Raw genomic sequence first — 13283 nt, 5'->3', positions numbered from 1 at the left:
AAGTAAATAACTGTATTACTTTATGAAAGAGAACAGAATAATTTTTCGTATTCATTTAAAACATCTGGATCATTCTCTTGTTCTTTAGTTTTATTAAGTTGTGACAAAATATCATGTTTTGCAATTTTTCCTAATGCCCATACTGCAGTCCCACGTATTACAGGACGTGGATCATCAGTAACTAGCTTTAATAAATCCGGAATTGCAGATTCATCCTTAAAATGTGCTAGCGCAATGATAGCATTTCTCTGAATTGGTTTTTTCCCTCTCCAAGATCCAGATACATGGCCGAATTTTTCTCTAAACTCTCTGTTACTTATTTGTAATAAGGGCTTTAATAGTGGCTTTGCTATTTCTGGGTCTGGTTCCATTTCTAAATGAAAGTGAGAGTCCTTTCCTTTATTTTCTGGACAAACCATTTGACATGTATCACATCCATATAGACGATTACCAATTTTCATGCGATACTCATCATCTAAAAATCCTTTAGTTTGGGTTAAGAAGGCAATACATTTTGATGAATCCAACTGCCCACCTTGAACTAATGCTCCGGTCGGGCATGCTTCTACGCACTTATTACAAGATCCACAACGTTCTTCTATTGGTTGATCAGGTACAAATGGAATATTTGTTATTAATTCACCTAGATAAACAAATGAACCAAACTCTGGTGTAATAACTGCACAGTTCTTCCCACTCCAGCCAATTCCAGCTCGCTCAGCTACTGCACGGTCAGATAATTCTCCTGTATCTACCATAGACTTACACTCTACATTAGGTACCCTTTCTTTAATAAAGTTTTCTAGCTTTAACAAACGCTCCCTTAAAATATGGTGGTAATCTTTGCCCCATGAAGCTCTACAAAAAATTCCTCTACGTTCATCTTTCGTACTTCGAGGTGCATTTGTCATTTTTGAAGGGTACGCTAGCGCAATGGATATTATTGAATTTGCTTCTGATAATAATATTCTTGGATTCGTCCTTTTTTCAATGTCACTCTCTTCAAATCCCGATTGGTATCCAAGCATTTGTTGTTCTTGTAATCGTTCTTTTAATTGGGAAAACACGTTGGAGCTTGCAAAACCAATTTTGTCTATTCCTATGGAATGTGCATAATTTATTATTTCATCCTTTAAAGCTTGGATATTCATTAATAATACCTCCTTCCCCATTGTTATATATATATAATTCCCTTTATTTTTAAAAACAGTTCATACACATAAACAAATCTAATACCACCATACTAACTTATTGTAAAATAAAAACGCAATGCTTCGTTTTCTTTGAACGAAACACTGCGTTGTGATTAGTATGTATGGAGCGGGTGATGAGAATCGAACTCACGACATCAGCTTGGAAGGCTGAGGTTTTACCACTAAACTACACCCGCATATGAAGTTGTAATACCGGTGGTCGGGGTCGAACCGACACTCCCGAAGGAACACGATTTTGAGTCGTGCGCGTCTGCCAATTCCGCCACACCGGCATGATGACGGGCTTTAGCCCCTCTTAATGTGCGTATGATTCGATCTATGTTCGCACGACCACGTCGTACTAGCGATCATCGCACGCCATTGCGTCACGACCTTGGTCGTGCGCGTCTGAGTAATATATTATCACGGTCGGCTATTTCCGTCAACATATTTCGCTATAATTTTTTTCATTCGTCATATACGTCCACTTCAACGCCCACCACTTCGCTAAATTTAACTCGCTTAAATCCCGTACTCGTTTCAACAACGTACTGCCTCGCCTTATCATCAATAAAATGTACTTCTCCAATTACTGTCGAAATAACACCGTCATGCCACGTCTTGAACTTAACGGTATAATGATACTCCATCGCTAAGCAAATTCGTTCTTCCCATTCGGTTAACATATATTCGTCAACTGTCGGTCTTTCAACGTGGTAATACGCCCGTTCAGCCTCGCGCTTAAATTTTCCTTGTTCGGGCGTCTGAAATGCTGGCGCCCATTTAATGATTCCTCGGTCTTTTATCGCCATCATTAATCGCCTCCATAACGATATTATAACCGAACATTTGTTTGTTATTCAGCTGTTCGATTCGTCACAATATTATTAGCGAAATATTCAGAATTAATATATCAATAAAATTAACGGAGGTTGTACACATGCAAAAAGGCGAAAGGGAATTTACACATACTGTTGTAAGAGCAATTATGAGACGAGATATGACGAGTTCCTTCATATTATATATGCGTAATAATTTACTAAACTATCGAATTGTAAAAAATGGAGCCGACCCCTATCTAAATGACGCTTATATCATTTGCGTTATAAATCCATAATTAATCGCGGACTTCCATTTTAAAGCCGGTGGTACGGATGATTTGGCGAGACAGTGGGCGAAGAATGCGATTAAGGACGTGATTGAGCACGGAAAAAAGAAGGCGAGTGTGGTTTACAGGAGGGAGTTTCGATGAATTTGCGATGATTAGTTATTATTCCAAACAACGGCAAGCCTACGCACATACATAATATGTAGCGAAGGAAAACTTCGCCTTGCTGAACTAGTAATTTACCCCGTTTAATTATGAACGGGGCTTTTTTAATACTCACGATAGGAATTACCGCATAGACTGTTATAAACGAATTAAGGAGGTCGGTACAAAATGGTACTGGCTTATGTTGCGAATTTCGGTGTCGGTGACAACACAGTTTCTGTCATCGATGCAAAAACACATAGCGTGACTTCTACTGTTGATGTTGGTCTCCAACCAAATTTTGTCGCTTTCACACCCGACGGAAAGCACGCTTATGTTACGAATGTAGTAAGTGAGACCATTTCTGTCATCGATGTTAAAAGGCATAATGTAATCGCTACTGTTCAGGTCGGATCCAGTCCAATGAATCTCGCTTTCACACCCGACGGAAAACTCGCTTATGTGATTAATCGATTGGGCGGTGGTAGTGTATCCGTGATTGACGTTAAAACGCACAGTGTAATCGCTACTATTCAGGTGAATGAGCCTTTTTTTGTTGCGATTACCCCTGATGGAAAACTCGCTTATGTGAGAAATGGCTTAGATGATATAGTTTTCGTCATCGATGTAAAAACGCATAGCCAGATTGCCACTGTTCAGGTAGACGACGCAAACATTGCAATTGCGCAAAATTTCAAATTTACCCCTGATGGAAAATTAGCTTATGTAATTAATTCTACTAGTGACCGCCCTTCTACAGTTTCTGTAATTGATGTAAAGACACACTCTGTTATCGCTACTATTCCCGTAGGAATTCAGGCTCATAGAACAGCCTTTACCCCTGATGGGAAAGTTGCTTATGTAACGAATATAATGAGTAGTACTGTTTCTGTCATAGATGTAAAAACGCATATTGTAATCGCTACTATAAACGTTGGAGGCAATCCCTCTGATGTAGCAATAACATCGGATGGGAAACTCGCTTATGTATCTGTTACCAGTAATAGCACTATTACAATCTTTGTTATAGATACCAAAACACACGCGATCATTTCAAATATTAACACAGGTGTGTCGGGCGGTAATTTTATATTTTTGGCATTCTCTCCCGATGAAAAACTCGCTTATTTCACAAACAATACTACTCCAGGCACAGTAACAGCCGTTGATGTTAAAACCCACTCTATCATCGCCTCCATCCCAGTTGGTTCTCGTCCGATTAATTTAGCCTTCACACCAAATTAGCCCCGCTCATTTGAACGGGGCTTTTTTTCGCGGAGGGTTTTACAGACTGTCGGCCGTAGTATTCTCCGCTAACCTATTTATTATTCGACAACGCCCGATACAACATCGTCACCACTTGCGCCCTTGTACACGCCTCGTCTAACCGTTCACCATTCGAAATCCCCATCGCTTTCGCCCACGCAACAGCTTCCGCTAATTCTTGTTCGTAGGTTATTTGCGCTGGTTCCGTTTCAACTGGCTTATACGTATGTCCAATATGCCGACAAAATGCCCGCACAACCGCCTCTGCGTAATCTTGCCAATCGTTAAGTAATTGCGCAACATCATCCTGTTTGGAATCGGCGAATCCGTACTCTACAATCGTCGTATCAACTGCGCCAGTGTCACGGTGCAAATAATAGTAGTCCCGTTTACTGTTGTACGGTAATGTTCGCGTGAATACTCGACGCATGTTCTGCCCTTCGTTTACGATTTCCTGCGCCAATAACTTCGCCAAGTCGGCTTCGGCGTAAATCGAATGAATTGTCTCAACACCATCGCCACCGCCTGCGTTTATATGATTCGATATACAATATTTAGCCCCGCTAGATTTAACGATCGATGTTCGCTCGCTTGGCGACAAATACACGTCACTATCTCGCGTCAAAGCAACCGGCACGCCTAGCGCCTTAAATCGTTCATATTGATAAAGCGATATTTTTAATACGAGGTCTTTTTCGAGCCAGTGTTGATTCGACCCGCCGCCGGGGTCTTTGCCGCCATGCCCTGCGTCAATAATTAATAGTGGTTTCATCGCTACCGCCACCCCTTTATCGTATTTATATAACTCGTATCTTTCGATAATTGAAATTAGCAATTCCGGATACTTCGGGTCACTTCTTCGATATTGAAATCGCCTGCTCCATTGCGTCAATTAAGTCGTCATGCTCACCCGTTCCATATCGTTCAAATTGTTCGAGCAACAAGGCGTGATTATTTGAAAACTGTATTCCGCCGCTTTCAATATCGGGCAACATCGCCTCGATTCGAAGCTCTTTTCGTTGGCGTTGCTGAATTTTATGAACGCGTGAATGTGCCGGGTAATTCGCATTTCTTAACGCCTCTTTCAGCTTATCAACGAAAAACTCTTGCGCCATTTGTGCCTCGGCTGCTATACCGTGGGGCTGATATTTTAGCGTCATTTCAACGATCTTTTTCATAAATACGTCGGGCTTAACGCGTTCGCCCCAGGAATCAATAAATTTTGATACTCGGTGTTGAACGCTTTCGACCCGTTGTCCCACTTCCATTTCATTAGCTTGTACAACGGCTGAACGTCCGACCAAAGCACGTCGGAACCTTCGTCCATTTCCTCACGATTGGTTTCGTAAAATGCGAGTGCGTGGTCGGCTCGGTTCGCGATGGGTAAAAAGAAAGGCGACTACTCGGCGATTGGTGTTGTTGCGATCTTGATAGATTTCGCGACATTGTTCCCATAACGCCATATTCTTCGGTTGCTCGATCATCGCACGATAAATCTTCGTCCGGAAGTCCGACCGTTTATGTAGAATGTTCATTAGTAATGCGTCGTGATGTACGGTCGTTCCCATGTAAACATACGCTGTTAACTCGCCTTTCGGGTCGCCGAGTGGCATAACAACCGATGCGAACCACTCGCGAAGTTTCTTTCGAAGTTCCGGCGTTGATGCGTTGGTGTTTGCGTCCTCTAGGTCATCGCAAATAACTAAATCAGGGCGATTTCCGTCCCAGTTACGACCACGCAAACGCTGACCGGTCGATGCTGCTTGAACTAACGCTACTCGCTCAAGTCTGTGTTGTTCGCCAACGATCGGATGCCATGCGATAAACTCACTCGAATTGTCCTTTTCGTTCCCTTGCAATTTGGGGTCGAGCAATGGGCCGAAGTCGGCGCGCAGTTTTTCGTTGTATTTCAACTGATTCGAAATCCAATCCATATTGGCGCTCGATACGTCCGGCGTTTCCGAAATAATGATGATATATTTGCGTAATCGATACACGACCTCATGAATTGGGTACGCCTTTGAAAGAAACGACGATTTAGCGTGAGATCGGGGCGCTGCGACTCCGACCTTATCATTGCGCTTGACGTATGATACTTCGTCCATTAGCCCGCAAATTTCATGGTGAAACGATGGTGCGTTTGCTAATACATTGCTCGGTGGTTCGTTTTCCCCATCGAAATCGTAACTCGGAATCCAGTTACCGGAGTTTTCCGGGTTCAAGTCTTCGCCGAAATATTCGTATGCAAAGTAGAGCAAATCACGTTCGCCACGGTGAATTCGGTTAAAACGCTCTAGCTTTTCGATTAATTCAAAGTAGTCTTGCGCAATTTCGACCGGCATATCTTCGGCTGAATTATACTCAGCGTCAATTACGTGATAATTTCGTTTATTTCTTCAATTTTGTGCTGGCGCTCATCATAATCTAGCCATTCGCCATTTTCCCACGCCATGAAATCGTCCTCCTTTCCGTTTTAGTGCACGCGAAAAAGCCCGCCGTGGATGGCGAGCTTTTTGAACATATAAATTAGCGTTATATTAGTTCTCTGTAAATGCGATAGCGACCGGATTAGTACCGACGGTAACGGTTCCGATAACGGAATGGGTTTTTACGTCAATTACGGATACGGTTGCATCGCCATTATTTACTACGTAGGCGAGTTTTCCGTCGGGTGTGAACGTGACACCTCTTGGGGTATCTCCTACTTGAACTGTCGCAATAGTTGATTGCGTTTTCGTATCAATAACTGTCACTGTGTCTCCGAATATAGTAGTTACATACACTAATTTCCCTTCTGGTGTGATAGCAATATCATTTGGTCTGTCGTTCACGTTACCAACCGGAATTGTAGCGATTACAGAATGCGTTTTAACATCGATTACCGATACGAAACCAACACCGTTTTGGTTTCCGTTTATTAAATATGCCGTTTTCCCATTTGGTGTAAATACGATCTCGCCTGGTCCCACCCCAACAGTCACAGTAGCAACTACCGAGTGAGTATTCGTATCTATGACGGACATATTTCCTGAAGAACTATTTGAAACATAGACTAGTTTCTCACCAGGTACAATAGCTAGAAGCGTAGGAAAATCTCCAACAGGAACAGTAGCAATCACATTGTGAGTCTTTGTATCAATGACTGACACACCACCCTCACCCCCGCTGAAAGCAACATAAGCTAGTTTCCCGTCAGGTGAAATAACAATACTTCGTGCCCCTATTTCAACAGCAACAGTAGCAATGACCGAGTGTGTCTTAGTGTCGATAACTGATACGTTACCTGATCCAAGGTTCGTGACATATGCTAATTTTCCATCGGGAGTAAAAACGATTGAATTTTGGGCGTTACCATTGTTATTTATCGGTATTGTAGCAATAACTGAATGTGTTTTGATATCTATTACAGATACAGTGCCCATAAAATCAATATCGCCTTTCAGAACATAAGCTAATTTACCGTTGGGCGTGATTGCTATATTATTTAGTTGATCTCCAACAGATATTGTAGAACTGACCGAGTGTGTTTTCGTGTCGATCACCGACACTGTGTCAATTCTATTTACTACGTAAGCCAGTACCATTGTACGGCCTCCTTAAATTCGTTTCTTACATTGTATGCGAGTTAAAGGCAAAGTGATTTTTTGAATCCGCATTGTTTTTCCGTCTGATAAGAGCTTTTGGATGGGGGCGCTTGGGGGTAAGCCGTTTTCCCCTTGCGACCACACTCCGATTTCTGCATATCGCTGTATACGTCATTCGTTTCTAGTTTACATAATAGCAACTATAGGAACCAACATACGATCACATGCGTTGATATGACAGCGTTCCTAACGCATGTAAATTTATCAGATATACACTACTTTATACATCGTTGATATGACGGTGTTTCTAGCGTGTTGCCTGTGCTTTATTACGCTAAAATAGTGCATACGGTAACCTTCCGTTTTAAGGCGAAAGTGTTATAGGTACCGCGCGTTAAGTTAGGCTTGCAGATGATTTATCTACATGGTTCTGTCATTCCGTTTACACCAACACTGCCTACACACGTATCCCCCACACATGTCACTTCTATTTTCGTTACATTTTCAAATGAATACAATACGTTATCATTAGCTGAATCAACTATTATCGTTTGTTCAATTCCGTTTTCAGTGAATTTTACAGTTGCTGTTCCTCCGTCCTCGTAATCTACAGCCCCGTGTAACCCGACCGGTCTACCGTTATAAAGCACCCGCGTAACTCCTGCGTCTACACGATAAAGTAAGTTGAAAAGGGCGATAATTAATTGACACGGACAATCACACGTTTTATCTTCTTTGATAGTACTTCCGCAACAAGTACTTACTTTCTTATACTGACTCATCGTTCTACCTCCGTTATCAGGTTTTAATACGATATTATATACCGTAAACCTTATCAGTGATTGGACGTAATTCACCTTCTTCGGAAAAGAACGGAATCCCCGAACCTAATCGCTTCTTATTATATATTCCCTTATGCATCATCTTCCGATTGCTTAAACCGTTCGATCTTCGCTTTCATATCCGACACACTAACTCCCTTATTAACGTCCTTAGATTCGACCTCTACTTTTTCCGTTAATAAGCCAAGACTTTGCATGAACGTCCTAAACATCGCAGCATTACCGTCATCAATAATATGCTTTGGTACCGACCACATTATATCCGGTAAGTGTTCAACGCTGTTGCGCATAACTTGCTTCTTTAATTCCTCGTTAAAAGCGTCATTGTTACGCCATTCTCTTATCGTCCGATCAGTTACGCCTACTTTTTCTGCAATTTGTTCGTAAGTTAGTCCGCCTCGTTGTGGAATTGCTAATAACGCAATAGCAGCGAGTTGTCTTTCGTGTAATCTTTTCGCCATTCTTAACGCTCTCCTTTCCGCAATACTTTGCGATTATATACCGATTTAGTAAAGTCAAAACCATTGTGCCGCCTTTCGCTTCGCTCAAGTCGTCACTGTCCATTAATACCTTTTCTCGCCGATAATTTAATAACCAGCGATAAAGGGGATAGCGACGAATGAAGTGAAACGGAATGAGTCGCGGGCTCAAAAGAGCCCATGTACTTCTACGCTTGTAACAAGATAAAGAGAAGAAAATCACCTAAAACCGACCTCACCCTTACTGCCCCAACGGTTTGACTAACTTTCAATAGGGCGGGTTTTCACCCTACGTTTTTATCGAATTTTATGTTGCGCAAACATTTTACGCACTGATTTCGTCCAATCTGTCTCGATTTTTTGGCGGAACAACAAGTCCGGATGAATCAAATATCGAACGTTCTTACCGCTCTTAGTCGTCAGTATTGCTCGTTTTCTTTGCAGTTTATTAATCGCATCCCTAACGGTATGAACGTCATGCCCGATAGCTTCCGCCAACTGTTCACGGTTTAAATGCTCGATCACTTCCGGATTCTCTTCGTTGGGATTGGCGCATAAATAGTACTCGGAATAATGAAAGAACGGCAGCGCCTTATACAATAAGCCGGTCGTACTTAAGTCCAGTCCATCAACTATTTCACTAGTTTTCACCTGGTACAACTTCGTAAATCGCTCGCCTTCCCGAACGTCGCCGATCGTATGAAAGTTAGCGCTAATGTAAAACACGTTCGAGCGTCCTTCCTTCTGAATCGAAATAACGCCCAGCGAATGTAACCGGTCTAATATATCTCGAGTGGCGTCCCTGCCTCGCTTGAATATTCGCTGAATCTCGGTTTGCTTCAACGCTAATTTGCCCTCGCCCTTAAAACGCAAAAACGGCAGCAACTTAACGATTGCTCCCGCCTCAATTAACGATAAATCTTTTATTATATTTCGAATCGGGTCGTGATAACTGGCGACCCAACGCTTGCCTACGTCAGTTATATCGTATTGCTCGGCTTCCTTGCGCTTGCGATATGCTGCAGCTTGACGGCGATTGGTTACAACGTAATCAGCTGTAACTTCTTCGCCTGTTGAACGATCGATTACTAGAATGTTAGTTATCGCTGACACCTCCGTTGTTACAAAATAAAAAAAAACCGTTAATACAACGGTTTTTTTTTGTAGTTTCTTATTTTCTATTTTCGTAAGCAAAAAGGAGTAACTCTTGTATAATATCCTCATCTCTATACATTGGAAAATCATCTAGCTTGAGGTTTATTTGATTTTTTTCTTTATCCTCTTCCTTATCCGCCTCCGTATTTTTCCGATAGACCAGTAACCCTATTCTCTCATAATGTTCAAATACCTGATTCCTTTCAGTAATAGGAACATGAAAAATAACTTTATTACCATCTGCAGTAATTGTAAAAAACTTATGTCTGAATTGTCCAGGTGATTTCTCTCGGTTGAAATTTATACCTTTTAATGACGTCGTAATTACTACATCTTCCCCTCTTGATGACATAAACGATTGAAGTACCGCAAGGATATAATCCACCTTTTTTATATGATCTTCATTAAATAGGATATTCTTAAACTCATTAGATTTTTTTAATTCGCTTACAGATTTAAACCTTACTTTATCATTCACTGACCTCCGGTAACCCATAATATTAATCCCCCTAAATTTTATTTGTTATTTAATATTATTAAAATACCTATTTTAATAAATTTATAGATTAATTATGTTTTCACTATTTTAATAGTTATGTATTCGAGAGTTACACGACGTTTTTTCGTCACCTCTGACTCTCGAAATGTCTGCGCTGCTTTCTTCGCTTCGTTGAATCGCCTTTAAACCGGCAACTTCTTCGGAAACCTCAACGTTTAATTTAACGACGATTTTTGGAGTATGTAAAAAGGACTGTTGCTATTGCCGCAGTCCTTACGTTATTTATAACAATTTCTCTAACGGCGAAAATCTTTTGTGAGCGTCGAACACATCACTACTGAATAGATTTACATAGTTACGCACCATTTCAAGCGATGTATGTCCGAGTATTTTTTGCAAAGAAAACACATCAGCGCCATTCTGTACGGCCATTTTAGCGAATGTATGGCGAAATGTATGAGGAGAACATCTTACGCCTTTAATGTTTGCCATACGACCGTATTTCGCAATTCTACACTGCAATTGACGCGAAGATAGTATTTCATCATCGATTGTAACGAACAAAAAACCGGTGTTCATATCTCCACGTATTGCTAAATACTTCTTAAGCTGACGTTTCATCGTTGTTTGAATCGGTACTAAACGCTCCTTATAACCTTTACCATTAATTCGAATTTGAGAATCTTCCCAAATAATATCTGATACGCGAATATCTGACAACTCCCGAGCTCTTACGCCCGTTTCGAGTAATAATAGTAATATCGTGTAATCTCGGAACCCCGTAAATGTATTTTGGTTAGGCTGGCGTAATAAATCGTGTATTTGCTCTCGATTGAACGTTTGCACGATCTCCTTTTTCGCTTTAACGAGTTTCAACTTGCTTACAGGGTTGTCCAACTCTGCGATCATACCTTCACGCTCAAGATAGTTAAAAAACGCTCTTATCGCACGCAAGCGTGTATTAATTGACGTTTCTTTTCGCCCCATCACTTCCATCATATATAATATAACGTTTTCTCTGAGAATTTTTAGCGTGACTTTATTTGGGCGTGTTGATAAACCTTGTTTTTCGAGCATTCCGCGAAAGGCGATTAATTCATAGTGATAATACTGTATTGTATATTCGCTAAGATTACGAATTTTACAATCGCGTAAATACATATGTAGGGACGTGTCAAAATCCTCGGGTTCCACTTCGATTTTTGGCGTACTATCTGCAAATATCTCTGTATTAATAACGTTCTTTCTACGTGCCATATCTGTTGCCTCCTCAGTTATTTTAATCTTACGCGGTAAAACAACCGAGTCGTGCGCAATGAGAACACAAAAAAGCGACGTACTATCGTACATCGCCCGTCATATCAGCGTTACGGCTAACGGAAATTGAATTTCGCATTTTGAGTCGTGCGCGTCTGCCAATTCCGCCACACCGGCAAATACTACTAAAATAATAAATGGTGCCGAGGGCCGGACTTGAACCGGCACGGTAGTCACCTACCGCAGGATTTTAAGTCCTGTGTGTCTGCCAATTCCACCACCCCGGCGACTGGATGAAAAAGGCGGCAACCGGATTTGAACCGGTGATAAAGGTTTTGCAGACCTCTGCCTTACCACTTGGCTATGCCGCCAAACTTGGAGCGGAAGACGGGATTCGAACCCGCGACCCCCACCTTGGCAAGGTGGTGTTCTACCACTGAACTACTTCCGCAAATGGCTGGGCTAGCTGGATTCGAACCAGCGCATGACGGAGTCAAAGTCCGTTGCCTTACCGCTTGGCTATAGCCCAATAAAGAACCATCTACTATAAAATATATGCACTATTTAAAAATATGTTCATTTTAAATGGGGCGACTGATGGGAATCGAACCCACGAATGTCGGAGCCACAATCCAATGCGTTAACCACTTCGCCACAGCCGCCATAAATAAATAAATAAATAAATGGCAGGGGCAGTAGGAATCGAACCCACACTGGAGGTTTTGGAGACCTCTGTTCTACCGTTAAACTATGCCCCTATAATTATAAATGGTGGAGGGGGACGGATTCGAACCGCCGAACCCTCAGGGAGCGGATTTACAGTCCGCCGCGTTTAGCCACTTCGCTACCCCTCCATATGTTTATAGATGGTGCCGGCGAGAGGACTTGAACCCCCAACCTACTGATTACAAGTCAGTTGCTCTACCAGTTGAGCTACACCGGCTTAATTCTTTTGTATAGCATATATCTTACAAATGGTGGCTCGGGACGGAATCGAACCGCCGACACAAGGATTTTCAGTCCTTTGCTCTACCGACTGAGCTACCGAGCCATTTTTTTAAATTATGGCGGTCCCGACGGGAATCGAACCCGCGATCTCCTGCGTGACAGGCAGGCATGTTAACCGCTACACCACGGGACCACATTTATTCATTGGTTGCGGGGACAGGATTTGAACCTGCGACCTTCGGGTTATGAGCCCGACGAGCTACCAGACTGCTCCACCCCGCGATAATGGGAAGTTAACTAATTTTTCTATGCGCATTGTTTGCGCCTCCGTCCCGATTTCTTCAAGCTTATTCTTAATGCTTATAAATCGGTACGCTGTTGCTACCTCAAGGAAGAGAATTCGATCGTGCTCCACCCCGCGATAATATAAATTTTAGATGTTTTTTATGGTGGAGGATGACGGGATCGAACCGCCGACCCCTTGCTTGTAAGGCAAGTGCTCTCCCAGCTGAGCTAATCCTCCGTGGTGACCCGTACGGGATTCGAACCCGTGTTACCGCCGTGAAAGGGCGGTGTCTTAACCACTTGACCAACGGGCCAATTGACATTCACAAATATTTATATTTTATAAACCAAGTGGCGGAGAGTAAGGGATTTGAACCCTTGAGACAGTGTTAACCGCCTACACGATTTCCAATCGTGCTCCTTCGACCACTCGGACAACTCTCCAAATGGCTCCACAGGCAGGATTCGAACCTGCGACCGATCGGTTAACAGCCGATAGCTCTACCACTGAGCTACTGTGGAA

The 13283-nt window shown here is 42.3% G+C and carries 13 protein-coding genes and 17 tRNA genes; 2 read left to right on the top strand and 28 right to left on the bottom strand.

Features of this window, described 5'->3' with window-relative positions; genetic code table 11:
* Window positions 1-20 precede the first annotated feature (20 nt).
* The 4 genes from queG to JM172_RS20985 form a co-directional block, all read right to left on the bottom strand.
* On the bottom strand, window positions 21-1151 hold the full coding sequence (gene queG / locus JM172_RS21000; RefSeq protein ID WP_214484320.1) for a tRNA epoxyqueuosine(34) reductase QueG: 1131 nt from the start codon (window positions 1149-1151) through the stop codon (window positions 21-23).
* A gap of 165 nt (window positions 1152-1316) precedes the next feature.
* Window positions 1317-1390 (bottom strand) — tRNA-Gly (locus tag JM172_RS20995).
* Between the two features lie 14 nt (window positions 1391-1404).
* A tRNA-Leu gene (locus JM172_RS20990) sits at window positions 1405-1486 on the bottom strand.
* A gap of 174 nt (window positions 1487-1660) precedes the next feature.
* Window positions 1661-2005 (bottom strand): YolD-like family protein, encoded by a 345-nt coding sequence (locus JM172_RS20985; protein WP_214484319.1) that lies wholly within the window; start codon window positions 2003-2005, stop codon window positions 1661-1663.
* A gap of 128 nt (window positions 2006-2133) precedes the next feature.
* On the opposite strand from JM172_RS20985, the gene JM172_RS20980 reads away from it, so the two are divergent.
* A complete protein-coding gene (locus JM172_RS20980; RefSeq protein WP_214484318.1) occupies window positions 2134-2310 on the top strand; it encodes a hypothetical protein in 177 nt (58 codons plus the stop codon).
* Between the two features lie 324 nt (window positions 2311-2634).
* Complete coding sequence (locus JM172_RS20975) at window positions 2635-3690, top strand: cytochrome D1 domain-containing protein (protein WP_214484317.1); 1056 nt, start codon at window positions 2635-2637, stop codon at window positions 3688-3690.
* 73 nt (window positions 3691-3763) lie between these two features.
* Here the strand turns inward: JM172_RS20975 and JM172_RS20970 are convergent, their stop codons facing one another.
* From JM172_RS20970 to JM172_RS20860, 24 genes are all read right to left on the bottom strand, one after another.
* Window positions 3764-4483, bottom strand: a complete 720-nt coding sequence (locus tag JM172_RS20970; RefSeq protein ID WP_214484316.1) for an N-acetylmuramoyl-L-alanine amidase family protein — start codon at window positions 4481-4483, stop codon at window positions 3764-3766.
* 79 nt (window positions 4484-4562) lie between these two features.
* On the bottom strand, window positions 4563-5015 hold the full coding sequence (locus JM172_RS24900; RefSeq protein WP_250886812.1) for a phage terminase large subunit family protein: 453 nt from the start codon (window positions 5013-5015) through the stop codon (window positions 4563-4565).
* A gap of 27 nt (window positions 5016-5042) precedes the next feature.
* On the bottom strand, window positions 5043-6053 hold the full coding sequence (locus JM172_RS24895) for a hypothetical protein (RefSeq protein ID WP_250886811.1): 1011 nt from the start codon (window positions 6051-6053) through the stop codon (window positions 5043-5045).
* A gap of 195 nt (window positions 6054-6248) precedes the next feature.
* On the bottom strand, window positions 6249-7295 hold the full coding sequence (locus tag JM172_RS20960; RefSeq protein ID WP_214484315.1) for a beta-propeller fold lactonase family protein: 1047 nt from the start codon (window positions 7293-7295) through the stop codon (window positions 6249-6251).
* A gap of 416 nt (window positions 7296-7711) precedes the next feature.
* On the bottom strand, window positions 7712-8077 hold the full coding sequence (locus JM172_RS20955; protein WP_214484314.1) for an H-type small acid-soluble spore protein: 366 nt from the start codon (window positions 8075-8077) through the stop codon (window positions 7712-7714).
* Window positions 8078-8208: 131 nt separating this feature from the next.
* Window positions 8209-8598, bottom strand: coding sequence for a phBC6A51 family helix-turn-helix protein (locus JM172_RS20950; RefSeq protein WP_214484313.1), 390 nt, complete (start codon window positions 8596-8598; stop codon window positions 8209-8211).
* Window positions 8599-8913: 315 nt separating this feature from the next.
* Window positions 8914-9810 (bottom strand): hypothetical protein, encoded by an 897-nt coding sequence (locus JM172_RS20945; RefSeq protein ID WP_250886810.1) that lies wholly within the window; start codon window positions 9808-9810, stop codon window positions 8914-8916.
* On the bottom strand, window positions 9788-10267 hold the full coding sequence (locus JM172_RS20940; RefSeq protein WP_214484312.1) for a hypothetical protein: 480 nt from the start codon (window positions 10265-10267) through the stop codon (window positions 9788-9790). Before JM172_RS20940 ends, JM172_RS20945 begins: the two co-directional genes overlap by 23 nt.
* Window positions 10268-10552: 285 nt before the next feature.
* Window positions 10553-11527, bottom strand: a complete 975-nt coding sequence (locus tag JM172_RS20935) for a tyrosine-type recombinase/integrase (protein WP_214484311.1) — start codon at window positions 11525-11527, stop codon at window positions 10553-10555.
* Window positions 11528-11725: 198 nt separating this feature from the next.
* A tRNA-Leu gene (locus tag JM172_RS20930) sits at window positions 11726-11814 on the bottom strand.
* A 13-nt stretch (window positions 11815-11827) separates the two neighbouring features.
* A tRNA-Cys gene (locus tag JM172_RS20925) sits at window positions 11828-11898 on the bottom strand.
* Between the two features lie 5 nt (window positions 11899-11903).
* Window positions 11904-11978: transfer RNA gene (locus tag JM172_RS20920), tRNA-Gly, on the bottom strand.
* A gap of 3 nt (window positions 11979-11981) precedes the next feature.
* Window positions 11982-12056, bottom strand: a tRNA-Gln gene (locus JM172_RS20915).
* A gap of 57 nt (window positions 12057-12113) precedes the next feature.
* A tRNA-His gene (locus JM172_RS20910) sits at window positions 12114-12189 on the bottom strand.
* A gap of 22 nt (window positions 12190-12211) precedes the next feature.
* Window positions 12212-12285, bottom strand: a tRNA-Trp gene (locus tag JM172_RS20905).
* Window positions 12286-12296: 11 nt separating this feature from the next.
* Window positions 12297-12381 (bottom strand) — tRNA-Tyr (locus JM172_RS20900).
* Between the two features lie 13 nt (window positions 12382-12394).
* A tRNA-Thr gene (locus tag JM172_RS20895) sits at window positions 12395-12470 on the bottom strand.
* A 32-nt stretch (window positions 12471-12502) separates the two neighbouring features.
* Window positions 12503-12578, bottom strand: a tRNA-Phe gene (locus JM172_RS20890).
* Between the two features lie 14 nt (window positions 12579-12592).
* A tRNA-Asp gene (locus JM172_RS20885) sits at window positions 12593-12668 on the bottom strand.
* Between the two features lie 12 nt (window positions 12669-12680).
* Window positions 12681-12757, bottom strand: a tRNA-Met gene (locus JM172_RS20880).
* A 165-nt stretch (window positions 12758-12922) separates the two neighbouring features.
* Window positions 12923-12998, bottom strand: a tRNA-Val gene (locus JM172_RS20875).
* A 1-nt stretch (window position 12999) separates the two neighbouring features.
* Window positions 13000-13074, bottom strand: a tRNA-Glu gene (locus JM172_RS20870).
* Between the two features lie 38 nt (window positions 13075-13112).
* Window positions 13113-13204: transfer RNA gene (locus tag JM172_RS20865), tRNA-Ser, on the bottom strand.
* Window positions 13205-13207: 3 nt separating this feature from the next.
* Window positions 13208-13282: transfer RNA gene (locus JM172_RS20860), tRNA-Asn, on the bottom strand.
* Window position 13283 lies beyond the last annotated feature (1 nt).

The organism is Bacillus sp. SM2101, from assembly GCF_018588585.1.
GTDB lineage: Bacteria > Bacillota > Bacilli > Bacillales > SM2101 > Nanhaiella > Nanhaiella sioensis.
The sequence above is the reverse complement of the archived record's forward strand: the minus strand, read 5'-3'. Positions and strand labels throughout refer to the sequence as shown.

Coding starts and splice junctions, on each gene's coding strand:
- JM172_RS20960 (WP_214484315.1), bottom strand. CDS start 7,295: ATGGTACTGGCTTACGTAGTAAATAGAATTGACACAGTGTCGGTGATC.
- JM172_RS20950 (WP_214484313.1), bottom strand. CDS start 8,598: ATGGCGAAAAGATTACACGAAAGACAACTCGCTGCTATTGCGTTATTA.
- JM172_RS20980 (WP_214484318.1), top strand. CDS start 2,134: ATGCAAAAAGGCGAAAGGGAATTTACACATACTGTTGTAAGAGCAATT.
- JM172_RS20955 (WP_214484314.1), bottom strand. CDS start 8,077: ATGAGTCAGTATAAGAAAGTAAGTACTTGTTGCGGAAGTACTATCAAA.
- queG (WP_214484320.1), bottom strand. CDS start 1,151: ATGAATATCCAAGCTTTAAAGGATGAAATAATAAATTATGCACATTCC.
- JM172_RS24895 (WP_250886811.1), bottom strand. CDS start 6,053: ATGCCGGTCGAAATTGCGCAAGACTACTTTGAATTAATCGAAAAGCTA.
- JM172_RS20975 (WP_214484317.1), top strand. CDS start 2,635: ATGGTACTGGCTTATGTTGCGAATTTCGGTGTCGGTGACAACACAGTT.
- JM172_RS20935 (WP_214484311.1), bottom strand. CDS start 11,527: ATGGCACGTAGAAAGAACGTTATTAATACAGAGATATTTGCAGATAGT.
- JM172_RS20985 (WP_214484319.1), bottom strand. CDS start 2,005: ATGGCGATAAAAGACCGAGGAATCATTAAATGGGCGCCAGCATTTCAG.
- JM172_RS20940 (WP_214484312.1), bottom strand. CDS start 10,267: ATGGGTTACCGGAGGTCAGTGAATGATAAAGTAAGGTTTAAATCTGTA.
- JM172_RS20970 (WP_214484316.1), bottom strand. CDS start 4,483: ATGAAACCACTATTAATTATTGACGCAGGGCATGGCGGCAAAGACCCC.